The 14,070-nt window shown below is 55.1% G+C and carries 15 protein-coding genes; 11 read left to right on the top strand and 4 right to left on the bottom strand.

The window, feature by feature from the left end; all coding sequences use genetic code 11:
• Together LKE08_RS08630 and LKE08_RS08625 are read left to right on the top strand one after the other, a co-directional pair.
• The coding region (locus tag LKE08_RS08630) for an HNH endonuclease signature motif containing protein (protein ID WP_324703812.1) at window positions 1–303 on the top strand (303 nt) is incomplete at its 5' end.
• A gap of 141 nt (window positions 304–444) precedes the next feature.
• Window positions 445–1,758, top strand: a complete 1,314-nt coding sequence (locus LKE08_RS08625) for a response regulator (protein ID WP_324703811.1) — start codon at window positions 445–447, stop codon at window positions 1,756–1,758.
• A gap of 98 nt (window positions 1,759–1,856) precedes the next feature.
• On the opposite strand, the gene LKE08_RS08620 is transcribed toward LKE08_RS08625, so the two are convergent.
• Entirely contained in the window at window positions 1,857–2,165 is a 309-nt protein-coding gene (locus tag LKE08_RS08620; protein ID WP_324703810.1) for a DUF3067 family protein, read from the bottom strand.
• 227 nt (window positions 2,166–2,392) lie between these two features.
• Here LKE08_RS08620 and petC point away from each other — a divergent pair, with 227 nt between their 5' ends.
• The 3 genes from petC (at window position 2,393) to LKE08_RS08605 (ending at window position 5,258) form a co-directional block, all read left to right on the top strand.
• Complete coding sequence (petC, locus tag LKE08_RS08615) at window positions 2,393–2,932, top strand: cytochrome b6-f complex iron-sulfur subunit (protein WP_324703809.1); 540 nt, start codon at window positions 2,393–2,395, stop codon at window positions 2,930–2,932.
• Window positions 2,933–3,074: 142 nt separating this feature from the next.
• Window positions 3,075–4,064, top strand: a complete 990-nt coding sequence (petA, locus tag LKE08_RS08610; RefSeq protein ID WP_324703808.1) for a cytochrome f — start codon at window positions 3,075–3,077, stop codon at window positions 4,062–4,064.
• Window positions 4,065–4,409: 345 nt separating this feature from the next.
• Window positions 4,410–5,258, top strand: coding sequence for an alpha/beta fold hydrolase (locus LKE08_RS08605; RefSeq protein ID WP_324703807.1), 849 nt, complete (start codon window positions 4,410–4,412; stop codon window positions 5,256–5,258).
• A gap of 1 nt (window position 5,259) precedes the next feature.
• Here LKE08_RS08605 and LKE08_RS08600 read toward each other — a convergent pair whose 3' ends face one another.
• Window positions 5,260–5,535, bottom strand: a complete 276-nt coding sequence (locus LKE08_RS08600; protein ID WP_324703806.1) for a hypothetical protein — start codon at window positions 5,533–5,535, stop codon at window positions 5,260–5,262.
• 940 nt (window positions 5,536–6,475) lie between these two features.
• Between LKE08_RS08600 and LKE08_RS08595 the strand changes: the two genes are divergently transcribed.
• Both LKE08_RS08595 and LKE08_RS08590 read left to right on the top strand, forming a co-directional pair.
• Window positions 6,476–7,171 carry an aldehyde oxygenase (deformylating) gene (locus LKE08_RS08595; protein WP_324703805.1) on the top strand — a complete coding sequence of 232 codons (696 nt, stop codon included), beginning with the start codon at window positions 6,476–6,478 and terminating at the stop codon, window positions 7,169–7,171.
• A gap of 216 nt (window positions 7,172–7,387) precedes the next feature.
• Window positions 7,388–8,413 (top strand): long-chain acyl-[acyl-carrier-protein] reductase, encoded by a 1,026-nt coding sequence (locus tag LKE08_RS08590; protein ID WP_324703804.1) that lies wholly within the window; start codon window positions 7,388–7,390, stop codon window positions 8,411–8,413.
• A 94-nt stretch (window positions 8,414–8,507) separates the two neighbouring features.
• Here LKE08_RS08590 and LKE08_RS08585 read toward each other — a convergent pair whose 3' ends face one another.
• Window positions 8,508–9,710, bottom strand: a complete 1,203-nt coding sequence (locus LKE08_RS08585) for an argininosuccinate synthase (protein ID WP_324703803.1) — start codon at window positions 9,708–9,710, stop codon at window positions 8,508–8,510.
• Window positions 9,711–10,038: 328 nt separating this feature from the next.
• On the opposite strand from LKE08_RS08585, the gene LKE08_RS08580 reads away from it, so the two are divergent.
• Both LKE08_RS08580 and LKE08_RS08575 read left to right on the top strand, forming a co-directional pair.
• Window positions 10,039–10,968 (top strand): glycosyltransferase family 2 protein, encoded by a 930-nt coding sequence (locus tag LKE08_RS08580; RefSeq protein WP_324703802.1) that lies wholly within the window; start codon window positions 10,039–10,041, stop codon window positions 10,966–10,968.
• Between the two features lie 13 nt (window positions 10,969–10,981).
• Window positions 10,982–11,110 (top strand): hypothetical protein, encoded by a 129-nt coding sequence (locus tag LKE08_RS08575; protein WP_324703801.1) that lies wholly within the window; start codon window positions 10,982–10,984, stop codon window positions 11,108–11,110.
• Between the two features lie 423 nt (window positions 11,111–11,533).
• Here LKE08_RS08575 and hemL read toward each other — a convergent pair whose 3' ends face one another.
• Window positions 11,534–12,832: a glutamate-1-semialdehyde 2,1-aminomutase gene (hemL, locus tag LKE08_RS08570; protein ID WP_324703800.1), complete on the bottom strand. Its 1,299-nt coding sequence runs from the start codon at window positions 12,830–12,832 to the stop codon at window positions 11,534–11,536.
• Between the two features lie 142 nt (window positions 12,833–12,974).
• Here hemL and hisE point away from each other — a divergent pair, with 142 nt between their 5' ends.
• Both hisE and LKE08_RS08560 read left to right on the top strand, forming a co-directional pair.
• Window positions 12,975–13,559: a phosphoribosyl-ATP diphosphatase gene (gene hisE, locus LKE08_RS08565; RefSeq protein ID WP_324703799.1), complete on the top strand. Its 585-nt coding sequence runs from the start codon at window positions 12,975–12,977 to the stop codon at window positions 13,557–13,559.
• 32 nt (window positions 13,560–13,591) lie between these two features.
• Window positions 13,592–13,843, top strand: coding sequence for a hypothetical protein (locus tag LKE08_RS08560; RefSeq protein ID WP_324703798.1), 252 nt, complete (start codon window positions 13,592–13,594; stop codon window positions 13,841–13,843).
• Window positions 13,844–14,070: the final 227 nt, after the last annotated feature.

The raw sequence follows: 14,070 nt of genomic DNA, 5'->3' as shown, positions 1-14,070 counted from the left end.
ACGTATGACGGAAACTGGGTCTATTGGGCAACAAGGAGAGGGAAATCACCAGAAATCTCAAACCGAGAAGCCCGACTACTAAAAGACCAGAAAGGTAAATGCAAATGGTGCGGACAGCACTTCACCATTGAAGACAAATTGGAGACCGACCATATCATTCCTAAACGCCTCGGCGGAAAGGATGATTATAAAAACCTCCAACTGCTGCACCGCCACTGTCACGATGCCAAGACTGCCATAGATGGTAGTCAAAGCAAGAGTCGTACTCATGACAACGAGACGGTTGAACTAGGAGCCGTGTGAGGCGAAAGTCTCATGCACGGTTTTGAATGGGAGGGGGAGATGGTAACATCTCTCTCGACCCCTAATAATGCCATCAAAACGCGCCGTCAAAAGGGATCGCCATCTGCCGACCGACCCTTGAAACCCCACCACCCACAGTCCATGATTGACCAACACCACGACACGATTTTAATCGTCGAGGACGACCGCACCAATTTGAGTTTCATGGCCGACGCCCTCGCCCGGTCGGGCTGCAAAATTGAGATGGCGGCGAACGGAATTGAAGCCATCGCCCGGGCGAAATCGGGCCGGCTCGACCTGATCCTCCTAGATATCGTCATGCCGGGGATGGACGGCTTTGAAACCTGCCGCCGTCTGAAACAATCCCCCGCCACCTCCGACATTCCGATCATTTTGATGACCGCCCTCGACGATACCGCCGATAAAGTCAAAGGGTTGTCCCTCGGCGCCGTCGATTACATCACCAAACCCTTTCAGGCCGAAGAAGTCCTCGCCCGCATCAACGTCCATCTGCAGATGCGATCGCTCACCCAGGAACTCGAAAACCGCAACTCCGAACTCGAACGGCGGGTCGTCGAGCGCACCGCCGAACTCACCCGCGCCCTGAATGACCTGCGAAAATTTCAACTGCAACTGGTGCAGAGCGAAAAAATGTCCGCCCTCGGCCAGTTGGTGGCCGGAGTCGCCCACGAAATCAACAATCCCATCGGTTTCATCGAGGCGAATTTGAGCCACGCGAGTCTATATGTCTTCGACTTGCTCGAACATTTGCAACTGTACCGAGAGGCGCTCCCCGCCCCGCCCGAAAAGATTCTCGACCACGGGGAGGCCATCGACCTGGACTATTTGATGGAGGACCTGCCGAAAATGATCGCCTCCATGCGGGTGGGGACCGAGCGCATCCGCAACATCAGCCTCAGTTTGCGGACCTTCTCCCGCGCCGACGCCAACGAGGCGGTTCCCTTTGACCTGCACCAGGGCATCGACAGCACGCTGTTGATTTTGCAACACCGCCTGAAGGCCAACAGCGATCGCCCCGCCATCAAAGTGATCAAACAATACGGCAACCTGCCCTCGGTCAAGTGCTACCCCAGCCAACTCAACCAGGTGTTCATGAACTTGATCGGCAACGGCATCGACGCGATCGACTGCGCCAGTGCCGGGATGAGTTACGAGGAACTGGAAAAAAACCCCCACTGGATCAAAATTACCACCCAACTCGGAGCGGACGGAGACTCGGCGGTCATTTCCATCGAGGATAACGGGGTGGGGATGAGTGGGGAGATCCAACAGAAAATTTTCGACTACCTGTTCACCACTAAACCCCTCGGCAAAGGCACGGGCATCGGCCTGGCCATCTCCCGCCACATCGTCGAAGAAAAGCACCGGGGCCACTTGAGTTGTTCCTCCCAACCCAACTGCGGCGCGAGCTTCCGCATCACCATCCCCCTGTGAAGGTCGGTATTAGGGAGTCGGTATTAGGGAGTCGGGATGGGGAGTCGAAACACAAATCGATAACAATTAATTATCAATGATCAATGATCAATGATCAATTAAACGGTCCACTCCGATGCCCGGGACCCCAGGTCGATGGGGATGCTGACCGCTTTGCCCAGGCGGGGTTTGTCCCGGGTGTTGAGGATGTGGACTCTCACCTGTTCCCCGCAGCCCAGACCGTTGAGATAGTCCGCGATCGCCTCGAGGCGCTCCAAATATTCCGCCTCCGTCATCGGAAAAGATGCCTGTTCCAGATACTTCCACATGATCTGCACGAAAATTTTTCCCCGCGTCCGCCGCAGTTGCATATCGTAGGACACGCCCCACTTGTCCAACAGAAGCTCGTGTAACTCCCGGCCCGTCATGACCCCCCTCCCGTGAAAACTGCATTTACAAAACTTAACAATAAAAGACCAAGTTAAAAAAATGTAATAATACTCTGATGAATGGACGTAAGTCCTACAGTCAAGGTGCTGTGCGGATTTTAGCTGTCCTAGCAGACAAAGTGCAATTTTTCAAGCGATCTGCAGATAAAAATTGACCGCGCCTTTGGAAAGAAACGTAACATAACCACAGAACAAGAGCGTCAATCATGACTCAAATTTCTGGAAGCTCCGATGTCCCCAACATGGGACGTCGCCAATTCATGAACCTGCTGACCTTCGGATCGGCAACCGGGGTGGCGTTGGGTGCGCTGTATCCCTTCGTCAAATACTTCATCCCCCCCACCAGCGGCGCGGCCGGGGGCGGCGTCATCGCCAAAGATGCCCTCGGCAACGACGTCGTCGCCAGCGAATTTCTGGAGACTCACAACGTCGGCGATCGCGTCCTGGCCCAAGGACTCAAGGGCGATCCCACCTACCTGGTGGTGGAAACCGACGGCAACCTCGCCGACTACGGCCTCAACGCCGTCTGCACCCACCTGGGTTGCGTCGTCCCCTGGAACGGCAGCGAGAACAAGTTCATCTGTCCCTGCCACGGATCTCAGTACGATGTCACGGGTAAAGTGGTGCGGGGACCCGCACCCCTGTCCCTGGCCCTCGTCCACGCCGACGTGGTGGACGACAAGGTGAGCTTTACCCAGTGGACGGAAACCGACTTCCGCACCGACAAAGAACCCTGGTGGACTTAACCGCGATCGGAGTTCGGATGGAACCCCTCCATCCGCCCGTTCCCGCCCGATCATCGTTTTTGAACGTTGCCAGAAGACTTCTGCTAGACCCAAACGGGTCGGCGGTGAGAGAATATCCATTTGAGAGAGCTAGAACATTCCGATGTCAAATACTGACCGATTCGCGATTCTGCGTCGTGGCATTGGGGCAACCGTGAAGGTGTTGTTGGTTGCCGTCGCAACCCTGACCCTTTTCCTGGCCGGCGATCTGGTACAGCCCCAGAGTGCCGCGGCCTATCCTTTCTGGGCCCAGGAAACCGCCCCCGAAACCCCCCGGGAAGCCACGGGCCGCATCGTCTGCGCGAACTGCCACCTGGCCGCCAAGCCGACCGAAGTGGAAGTTCCCCAGTCCGTCCTGCCGGACACCGTTTTTAAAGCCGTGGTGAAAGTCCCCTACGACACCGACATACAGCAGGTGTTGGGAGACGGCAGCAAGGGCCCCCTGAACGTGGGCGCCGTCCTGATGCTCCCCGAAGGGTTCAAAATCGCCCCCCCCGATCGCATCCCCGAAGAACTGGCCGAGGAAGTGGGCGGCCTTTACTTCCAGCCCTACCGGGAAGATCAAGACAACGTGGTGATCGTCGGACCGATTCCGGGCGACCAGTACCAGGAAATCGTCTTCCCCGTGTTGTCCCCCGATCCGAACACGGATAAATCCATCAACTTCGGCAAATTTGCCATCCACGCCGGAGGCAACCGCGGCCGGGGTCAATTGTATCCGGCCGGAAACGCCAGCAACAATGCCGTCTACAAGGCGTCTGTAGCCGGAACCATCACCCAAATTACCCAGGAAGAGTATGTTGGCTACCAGGTCAGCATCGCAACCGCCGACGGGGAAACCGTGGTGGATACCGTACCGCCCGGACCCGAGTTGATCGTCTCCGAAGGTCAAGAAGTGGCGGCGGGCGAAGCCCTGACCAGTGACCCCAACGTGGGCGGCTTCGGCCAGGACGATACGGAAATCGTCCTCCAGAGTTCCGGCCGCATCACGGGTCTGCTGGCATTTTTTGCCCTGGTGATGCTGACCCAGATCTTGCTGGTTCTGAAGAAGAAACAGGTGGAGAAGGTTCAAGCCGCCGAAATGAATTTCTAGTCGGACTCGAACCGATCTGACATTTTCCCGTGAGGGGTGAGGTGCGGACTGGGGGGCGATCGCTTCCGAGGCCGCACCGAGCCCCTCACACGCTTTCAGGGAGTTGGGGGTAGGGAGTAGGGAGTAGGTAACATTTCACTTGCAAATTTCTAGCAGTCGCCCGGGTCGGTCGGACAGCGAACCCCTCTGAAACTCAGACAGTGGGCGCTTTTTTTCCCGATGGCCTTCTGGAGCTGTTGCCTGTTGCCTATTGCCTGTTGCCTGCTATACATTGCGGCGAATGGTATTTATTTTCTCCCCGTTCCTGTTATTATGATCTGAACGTTAAGATTTCAAGTTGAAAACGTGGCGATCGCGAAACAGACAATTCAAGTCGGAAATTGGGAGTGGTTTTATCGGGAAGCACACCCCGAAACCCCCACGGATAAACTGCCCATCTTGTTTCTGCACGGGCTGGTTTCCCAAAGTTACAGTTGGTCCGCGATTTTGGAAGAAGTGGCGGCGAAGGGATACCGCGCGATCGCGCCCGACTGGATCGGATCGGGGTTTTCCGCCAAACCGGACAAGCGCGATTTCGCCTACACCCCCGACGCCTTTATCAAAGCCCTGGGAGAGTTTTTGGAAGCCCTGGAACTGCCGAAATTTCATCTGGTGGTGCAGGGATTTTTGGGGTCTGTGGGGTTGCAATACGCCCTGCGTCACCCCGACCAAATCGAACGGCTATTGATCTTGAATACCCCCCTTTCGCCGGAGGCGAAATTGCCCTGGAAAATCAAACAGATGGGGTGGCCGTTCGTGGGGGATATGATGACCCAAGATCCCCTGCTAGTCGATCGCACCTTGGAGGGTGGAAGTCGGTACGTTTTGGAAGATAAAGATCTCGATGTCTATCGCCGCCCCTTTTTGCAGGCTTCCGCGACGGGGCGATCGCTCATGGCGACGATCAAAAACCTGCAATTGAAAGAGGCGACGGCTGAAATTGCCTGCGGTTTTCAAAACTGGGAACATCCCACCGAAATTCTGTGGGGAATAGCCGACCCGTGGCTCGACGTTTCCCAAGCCGAGAATTTTGCCAAATCCGTTTCCGGGTCGGTGTTGGTGAAGCTGGAGAAAGGCGGACATTACCCCCAGGATCACTGGCCGCAGGAAATCAGCGAATCGTTGTTGCTGTTCCTGCGAAAACAGGCGGTTTGATTTAGTTTCCGTAGGGCCGACGGCAGAACATATAGACGGATTCAAAATCCGCGCCCATGCGGTCGGCGATGTCTTCCTGGCGGTCGAGAATCAGGCTGCGATTTTGTTTGGCGGCCATGCGGGTCGTGCCGCTGGCGGTTCCCTGCTCCCACTCATTATTTCCAATTTTGTACTTGTAATGACAGGCAAAATTTGTGATTTCCGCCCGGGCGGGGGCTGGCGCCAGGGGAATCATAGATAAAGCGGCGATCGCCGTCAAACTTAATACCCGTTTCATAAGTACCTCCTGTCCATGTAGCTTTTGCTTCTATCTCTACAGTGGGCCAGAAGTCTTAAAATCCAATTAATCAGACCTTAACCTATGCTGAAAATTGGCTGAATTTTTCCTGGGTCGATTTGACGTGTAATTTATCTTCCGAATTATGGTCTAATTTTAAATCTTTGGAGGGATGATCCGCAACGCGAAAAACGATAACTTGGCGATCGGATTTGAACAAACGGCCGGGCGATCGCCCCGTCGATGCCTGCGGCCCCCTCCAATCCGGGCGAAATTGTGATGAAATATTGACGCCACCCCAAAATTCCGGAGCCGTTGACCGCCGTGGGGAGGGGTGGCAGCCCCGAAACCGCCACCGGGTCGATGCCGGGACAGGCCCGGGCCGCCAGGGTGCGATGGGCGAAGGCGAGCCGAAAATTTCCCCGCCCCCCGCTTCCCGGTCATTGTCCGGGGTGAGCCGGCCCCGGTCGGCAACGACATCACCGTCAGCCCCCGGAAAAGAAAAGTCGAGTCTACAATTTGGGCATAAGTCAAGACTCCAGTTATCACCCATTATAATTAAGATAAACTTATCTAAAACCCGATGGGCAATGGATTCGAGGACAGATCTCGATAAGGAATCCCATAAAATTGGTCAATTCTTCGATTAAATAGGTAAAGTAAACTATAGGCTCAGTGAACTTGCCGACTCCCGGATACGAAATGTTTCCGGAGACAGCCAGTTCGACAGTCCGATTCCCCCGGACAGCCCATGTCCGGGCTGGGGAGGCGACTCCCCGTCGCCCCCCGTCGGTTCGATCCGCCTTTCACGTCCCCGGCCCCGGCTAGATGGGGTGGAAACGGATGTCAGTCCGGATTTGCAGCCCGGGCCTCCCCGGTTTCCCGGACAAGCAGGAGAAATTTACGATAAGCTCATTTGTGATGAGGAGATAGCAAACCTATGCCACAGCTTGAAACGATTGCCGAACTCGATTTTCAAAACGAAACCTATAAAGATGCCTACAGCCGGATCAACGCGATCGTGATCGAAGGGGAACAGGAAGCCTACGACAATTACATCCAATTGGGCGATCTGCTGCCCAACGATCGCGAAGAACTGAGCCGTCTGGCAAAAATGGAAAAGCGTCACATGAAGGGATTCCAAGCCTGCGGCCGGAACCTGGAGGTCACGCCCGACATGGAGTTTGGCCGCTCATTCTTCGCCCAACTGCACGGAAATTTTCAAAAAGCCTCTTCCGAAGGCAAGGTCGTGACCTGTTTGCTGATCCAATCCCTGATCATCGAAAGTTTTGCGATCGCCGCCTACAACATCTACATCCCCGTCGCCGACCCCTTCGCCCGCAAGATCACCGAAGGCGTCGTCAAAGACGAGTACACCCACCTCAATTACGGCGAGGAGTGGCTCAAAGCCCACTTTGAGGAGTCCAAAGCCGAACTCGAGGAGGCCAACCGCCAAAACCTCCCCCTCGTCTGGAAAATGCTCAACCAGGTCGAAAAGGATGCCGCCGTCCTGGGGATGGAAAAAGAAGCCCTGATCGAGGACTTCATGATCGCCTACGGGGAAGCCCTGAGCAATATCGGCTTCACCACCCGCGAAATCATGCGGATGTCGGCTTACGGTTTGGCTGCAGTTTAAGGTCAGGTTGAGATTTTGAATCTGAATCTCTGGCAAAACGGGCAGGTCGGGAGCGACGAAATCTTCGTCGCGCACCCGCCTGCTCCTTCTACAGCGAACGTCTATCTTGACACCTCACCCCGGGTTGCGGAGGACTCCTGTGAACGTGCCAGGGAAAGCGGGAAATCGGCTGGCTTCACAAGAGGATGTCAATTCAAATCAATTTAATTTCAAATCATGTTTGGTCTCATCGGTCATCTTACGAGTTTGGAACACGCCCAGGCTGTCGCTCGGGATTTGGGTTATCCGGAATACGCCGACCAAGGGCTAGATTTCTGGTGCAGCGCCCCGCCCCAAATTGTCGATCACATCAAAGTTACGAGCATTACCGGCCAGGTGATTGAGGGCAAGTATGTGGAGTCCTGCTTTTTGCCGGAAATGTTGGCAACCCGCCGGCTCAAAGCCGCCACCCGCAAAATTATCAACGCGATGGCCCACGCCCAAAAAAATGGCATCAACATCACGGCGTTGGGGGGATTTTCCTCGATTATTTTTGAGAAATTCAATCTGGATCAGATCGGACGCATCCGCAACATTAAGTTAGAGTTCGATCGCTTCACCACGGGAAACACCCACACCGCCTACATCATCTGCCGTCAGGTGGAACAGGCCGCCCCGCACTTGGGGATCGACTTGTCCAAGGCGACGGTGGCCGTCTGCGGGGCGACGGGGGACATCGGCAGCGCGGTCTGTCGCTGGCTCAACGCCCGCATGGACGTGGGAGAATTGCTATTAATTGCCCGCGATCGCGATCGCCTCAATCACCTGCAAGAAGAACTGGGGCGGGGCAAAATCATGGCCCTCGACGAGGCCCTCCCCCAAGCCGACGTGGTGGTTTGGGTCGCCAGTATGCCCAAAGGCGTGGAGATCGACCCCGAGACGCTGAAAAAGCCCTGCCTGCTCATCGACGGCGGCTACCCCAAAAATATGGGGACCCAAATCCAGAGCCCCGGCGTGTACGTCCTCGAAGGTGGCATCGTCGAACACGCCCTGGACATCGACTGGAGAATCATGAACATCGTCAACATGAACGTCCCGGCCCGACAGTTGTTCGCCTGCTTCGCCGAGTCGATGCTGTTGGAGTTCGAGACAATTTACACCAATTTCTCTTGGGGACGCAATCAAATCACCCTGGACAAAATGGACTTGATCGGCAAGATCTCGATCAAACACGGCTTCAAACCGCTGATGCTGTCCACTTGAATAATTGATAATTGATAATTGATAATTGATAATTATCAATTCATTGGCCGGCCCCCCTGCCCAGCAACAGGGGGGTTAAAAACCGAATCCGAGATTAATCTCTCAGTTTTTCCGACCAAACCCGAGTCGGCAGGCCCCAAACGTAGATAAATCCCTCGGCGGCTTTGTGGTCGAAGATATCCTCCGCCCCGTAGGTCGCTAGATCCATGCTGTACAGGGAATTCTCAGATTGACGGCCGACGATGGAGCAATTGCCTTTGAACAATTTCACCCGCACGGTTCCCGTCACCCGTTCCTGGGTTTGGGCGATGAAGGCGTCGATCGCACCTTTTAAAGGACTGAACCACAAACCGTTATACACAATTTGGCTGTAGGTTTCCTCGATGCCCCGCTTGTAGCGGGTGACGTCGGCCGTCAACACCAAACTTTCCAGATCCCGGTGGGCCTGAATCAACGCCACCATCGCGGGAGATTCGTAAATTTCCCGGGACTTGATCCCCACCAGGCGGTTTTCGATCATGTCGATGCGCCCGACCCCGTGATTTCCGGCGATTTCGTTCAATTTTCCGATCAAGGCGACTCCCGGCATCGCCTCGCCGTTCAGGCTGACGGGGACGCCCTTTTCAAAGCCGATCTCCACATATTCCGCCTCGTCGGGGGTGTCCGCGATCGCTTTCGTCATCCCGTAAACCTCTTCCGGCGGTTCCGTCCAGGGATCTTCGAGGCATCCGGCCTCGATCGCCATTCCCAGCAAGTTGCGATCAATACTGTAGGGGGAGGACTTTTTCACCGGGAAGCTGATCCCGCATTTTTCCCCGTAGGCGATGGTTTCTTCCCGACTCATCCCCCACTCCCGAGCCGGGGCCAGGATTTTGATTTTCGGGTTCAGGGCGCCGATGGAGACATCGAACCGCACCTGATCGTTGCCCTTGCCGGTGCACCCGTGGGCGATCGCATCCGCCCCGTATTTTTCCGCCACCTCCACCAAAATTTGGGCGATCAGAGGCCGTGCGAGGGCCGTGGCGAGGGGATAGCGGTTTTCGTAAAGAGCGTTCGCCTGGATGGCGGGAAACGCGAATTCTTCGACAAATCGTTCCTGGACGTCGATCACCAGAGACTCGGCGGCGCCCGAATCCAGGGCCTTCTGTTTCACCGGCCCGAGTTCGTCTCCCTGCCCCAAGTCGGCGGCGACGGTGATGACTTCTTCCACCCCAAACTCATTTTTGAGGTAGGGGATGCAAACAGAGGTATCCACGCCCCCAGAATAGGCGAGTACGGCTTTTGTAGCGCGACCCATGATGTACCAAACCTCCTAAATCAACAGAATTTCCATTATCGCTCCAATTGCGATCGTTCGGCGTCAGGGTTTTTTAATTGGGGAGTCGGGAGTCGGGAGTCGGGAGTCGGGGAGGGAGTAGGGAATAGGGAATAGGGAGTCGGGAGTCGGGATAATTTAGAAACCGGGTTTCTGTGGGACGGTTGGCATGGAAACCCGAGATCTTCGGAGAAACCCGGTTTCTTCGTAACGGCTTCCCAGAAATTGGGTTTCTGTGGGACAGTTGGGATGGGAACCTGAGATCTTCCCTCCCAACTCGGTTTCTTCGTTAGGGTATTACTCTCACACCATGTTTTTCAGCGTTGTCATTCCCACTTACAACCGTCTGCCGATTTTACAGAAATGTCTGCGATCGCTCGAAAATCAGTCCTGTGGCGAACCCGTGGCGGGTTACGAAGTGGTTTTGGTGGACGACGGTTCGACGGACGGGACTCTGGACTGGTTGGACACCCACCGGGGGGAATTTCCCCACCTCCGCACGTTTCGCCAGGACCACGGCGGGCCGGCTTTGGCGCGAAATTTTGGCGTCGAACGGGCGATCGGCGATACAATTATTTTTATCGACAGCGATCTGGTGGTGACGGAGACATTTTTGCAGTCCCACGCGATCGGGTTGATGGCGGGGAAGAAATACGGCGATCGCGCCTTCACCTACGGCCGCGTCGTCAATACTTGCAATTTTGACAATCCCACCGCCGAACCCTACAAAATCACCGACTTTTCCGCCGCCTATTTTGCCACGGGAAATGTCGCGATCGCCCGCCGCTGGTTAATCGAAGCCGGACTCTTCGACCCCCAATTTCAACTCTACGGTTGGGAAGATCTGGAATTGGGCGTGCGGCTGAAACAATTGGGATTGAAGTTAATTAAATGCCCCGATGCCGTCGGCTACCACTGGCATCCGCCGTTCGACTTATCCCAAATTCCCCAACTGATCGAAAAGGAAATCCAGCGGGGCAGGATGGGGGTGGTTTTCTACCAAAAACACCCGACCTTTGACGTGCGGATGATGATTCAGATGACGATTTTACACCGCATTCTCTGGGGGATTTTATCTCTGGGGGGGCAGTTGAACGAGCGGACAATGGCGACGTTTTTGCAGTGGCTCATCAATCGTGGCAAGCCCCAATTGGCGTTGGAAATTGCCCGCATTTTCTTGAATTGGTACAATGTCCAGGCGGTTTATGCGGCTTGGGGGGAGGCGAAAGTCAAAGTTTAGGTGGGTTAATTTGATGAAAGTTAAGGGCCGTTGTTTGTGCGGAGACATCGAATTTCGGGTCGAGTTAATTCCCGGACAGGTGTATAGCTGCCACTGTTCCATCTGTCAGCGATCGCACGGTGCCGCGCCACCCAAGCCCTGAACTAAAAGCAACTTCCACGATCAGTCCTCGATCAATTATTTCAATTCGTCAACTGTGTCATAGAACTTGAGTTTACCTTGTCGTTCTTCCTCCTTTGGCGATCGCAAATTATCATAAATTTTGTCGCGACTTTATTCCCGGATATATTGCTGCAATAACAGTTGAATTTATTGTTTTTAATCCGTAGATAGACTTTGGACGGCTTCAACCACATCATTGAATTTCATTATCAACTCAATCCCAACAGATAAACTTGATGTTAATCATGATATCCGATTCGTCATAAAATGCCCGGAATTTCGCCAGACACGGGGGAAGAAACCCGGTTTATAAGCCACTGGTGAGGGAAGAAACCGGGTTTCTAAGCAGGTGTAAATTGAGAAACAGAGATATTGATAGAAACCCGGTTTCTAGACCCAACCCTTACAGACTCGACATCACTTCCTTCGCCGCCGCCAAGGTTTTGTCGATATCTTCCTCGGTGTGGGCAAAAGAGGTGAAACCGGCTTCAAACTGGGAGGGCGCCAGATAAATGCCCTGTTCCAACATTCCCCGGTGGAAGCGGCCGAACTTCGCCAAATCGGACTTCTTCGCGCCGTCGTAGTTGTGTACCGGGCCGTCCGTAAAGAACAGGCCAAACATGGCGCTAATTTGACCGCCGCAGGCCGTGTGACCCGTTTCTTTGGCAATTTCCACGAGTCCCTGACTGAGCTTTTTGGTGATTGTGTCCAAATATTCGTAGGTGCCCGGTTTTTGCAGCAATTCCAAGGTCTTGATTCCCGCCGTCATCGCCAGGGGATTTCCGGAGAGGGTGCCGGCCTGGTACATCGGGCCGGCGGGGGCGACCATCGCCATGATATCCTGGCGCCCACCGTAGGCGCCGACGGGCAGGCCGCCGCCGATAATTTTACCCAAAGTGGTCAGGTCGGGGGTGACGCCGAATTTCTCCTGGGCGCCGCCGTAGGCGATGCGGAAACCGGTCATCACTTCGTCGAACACCAGCAGGGCGCCATTTTCCTGGGTCAGCACCCGCAGCCCTTCCAGGAAACCGGCGTCGGGGGGGATGAAGCCGGAGTTGCCCACGACGGGCTCCAGGATGATGCCGGCGATTTCATCGGGATTTTCCGAAAATAGCTTTTTGACCGCTTCCAGGTCGTTGTAGGGGGCGGTGAGGGTGTTTCCGGTGACGGTCTTGGGGACTCCGGGGGAGTCCGGCAGGCCGAGGGTGGCGACGCCGGACCCGGCTTTGACCAGGAACATATCGGCGTGGCCGTGGTAGCAGCCCTCGAATTTGATAATTTTTTCTCTGCCCGTGAAGGCCCGCATCAGGCGCAGGACGGACATACAGGCTTCGGTGCCGGAGTTGACGAACCGCACCATTTCGATGCTGGGGACGGCTTCGATGACCATCTCGGCGAGGACGTTTTCCAGGGTGCAGGGGGCGCCGAAACTGGTCCCTTTGTCCAGGGCGTCGTGGAGGGCGCCGATGACTTCGGGGTTGGCGTGGCCGCAGATGGCCGGCCCCCAGGTGCCGACATAATCGATGTACTGGTTGCCGTCAACGTCCCAGACGTAGGCGCCTTTGACGCGATCGAAAACGATGGGCTGTCCGCCGACGGATTTGAAGGCCCGTACCGGAGAACTGACGCCCCCGGGCATCAATTTCTGGGCGGCGGTGAAAATTTCTTCGGATTTTGTTGTTTTTAATGGGGTGGTTACCACTGTGATCTCCTTGTTTTCTGGTGTTCGGGTACGGTTAATCCTCGGATGGCAGCTTTGCGGAATCGGCCGAAATGGGGGATGGGGGGGATGACAAAATGATATTTTAAACAGGTTAGGCGTTCTGATTAAATTGGGTGAAGTTATGGCAGCCCCGAAATCCCCTCAGTTGGGTCAATCCATCGATATTGATAAAATTCGTTACGATGTTCGCGGCGTTGTCCCGATCGCGATCCAGGATATCTTAAATGGGGCGATCTTGGAACTGGCCGGGATGGACCGGGAGGCGGTGGCGAAAACCCTGGAAACGGGGAAAATTTGGCTTCGGGGCGAATCCGGCTTGGAAATGTGGCATCCGGATATCGCGGTGAGGGAGATCGGATGCGATCGCCGGGGGGAGTCCCTGGTGCTCGGGGTCGATCCGACGGGGGCGGAATTTGCCGCGACGTCCGGACATACCCTGGCGGGACTGTTCGAGACGATCTGCGATCGCCGCGATCGCCCCAATGAAAAATCCTACACCTGCCAGCTATTCGCCGGGGGGGACAACAAAATTTTGAAGAAAATCGGCGAGGAGTCGGCGGAGGTGGTGATGGCCTGCAAGGATGACGACCCGGACGCGATCGCTTCGGAAGTGGCGGACTTGTTCTACCATACCCTCGTCGCCCTCGCCCATCACCGGGTCGATCTGCGGCGGGTCTATCAAAAATTGGAAGAACGGCGGCGGTAGGTTCAATTTTGAGGTGCACTTGAGGGGCAAAAATGAATTCGGAAAAAACCGTCTATTTGACCGTTCACTATATCAACGGGGAGTCCTACGAGTTTGAATTGACTCCCGAACCCGGACGGCAAGGGAGTCTCGCCGGACAGCTTTTGAAAGGAAATGAAATCATTTTGGAACTCGAGGATCGGGTGGTGGTGATTCCGATGGAAAACGTGCAGGCGATCGAGATTTCCCCGCCCCCGGAAAACCTGCCCGATACCACCATCCGCAACGTCCGACAGGTGGATTGAAGAACCCGGATCGAATCCGGTCGAATACCCGAATCGCTGAGAAGTCAATTCCCGAGCCAATATTAAAAAACCGAATCATATCAAATCCGGTTAAATGCCCGGAAAAAAACAGGTTTGATATCAAAACCGCTTGGGAATCAATTCCCAAGCTATAGCAGTGCGCGCTCGTCTGTTTACAGTTTCCTCAGAGGGACAAACCTTTAAACCCTGATGTCGAGGGAATTTCC

The organism is Lyngbya sp. CCY1209 (assembly GCF_035615495.1).
GTDB lineage: Bacteria > Cyanobacteriota > Cyanobacteriia > Cyanobacteriales > Microcoleaceae > Limnospira.
This window is presented reverse-complemented; position numbering and strand designations above follow the sequence as displayed.

What these genes read in the sequence shown, in the direction of transcription:
- petC (WP_324703809.1), top strand. Translation starts at nt 2,393, where the DNA reads ATGACTCAAATTTCTGGAAGCTCCGATGTCCCCAACATGGGACGTCGC.
- LKE08_RS08580 (WP_324703802.1), top strand. Translation starts at nt 10,039, where the DNA reads ATGTTTTTCAGCGTTGTCATTCCCACTTACAACCGTCTGCCGATTTTA.
- LKE08_RS08560 (WP_324703798.1), top strand. Translation starts at nt 13,592, where the DNA reads ATGAATTCGGAAAAAACCGTCTATTTGACCGTTCACTATATCAACGGG.
- LKE08_RS08595 (WP_324703805.1), top strand. Translation starts at nt 6,476, where the DNA reads ATGCCACAGCTTGAAACGATTGCCGAACTCGATTTTCAAAACGAAACC.
- LKE08_RS08620 (WP_324703810.1), bottom strand. Translation starts at nt 2,165, where the DNA reads ATGACGGGCCGGGAGTTACACGAGCTTCTGTTGGACAAGTGGGGCGTG.
- hisE (WP_324703799.1), top strand. Translation starts at nt 12,975, where the DNA reads ATGGCAGCCCCGAAATCCCCTCAGTTGGGTCAATCCATCGATATTGAT.
- LKE08_RS08600 (WP_324703806.1), bottom strand. Translation starts at nt 5,535, where the DNA reads ATGAAACGGGTATTAAGTTTGACGGCGATCGCCGCTTTATCTATGATT.
- LKE08_RS08575 (WP_324703801.1), top strand. Translation starts at nt 10,982, where the DNA reads ATGAAAGTTAAGGGCCGTTGTTTGTGCGGAGACATCGAATTTCGGGTC.
- LKE08_RS08590 (WP_324703804.1), top strand. Translation starts at nt 7,388, where the DNA reads ATGTTTGGTCTCATCGGTCATCTTACGAGTTTGGAACACGCCCAGGCT.
- LKE08_RS08625 (WP_324703811.1), top strand. Translation starts at nt 445, where the DNA reads ATGATTGACCAACACCACGACACGATTTTAATCGTCGAGGACGACCGC.
- LKE08_RS08585 (WP_324703803.1), bottom strand. Translation starts at nt 9,710, where the DNA reads ATGGGTCGCGCTACAAAAGCCGTACTCGCCTATTCTGGGGGCGTGGAT.
- petA (WP_324703808.1), top strand. Translation starts at nt 3,075, where the DNA reads ATGTCAAATACTGACCGATTCGCGATTCTGCGTCGTGGCATTGGGGCA.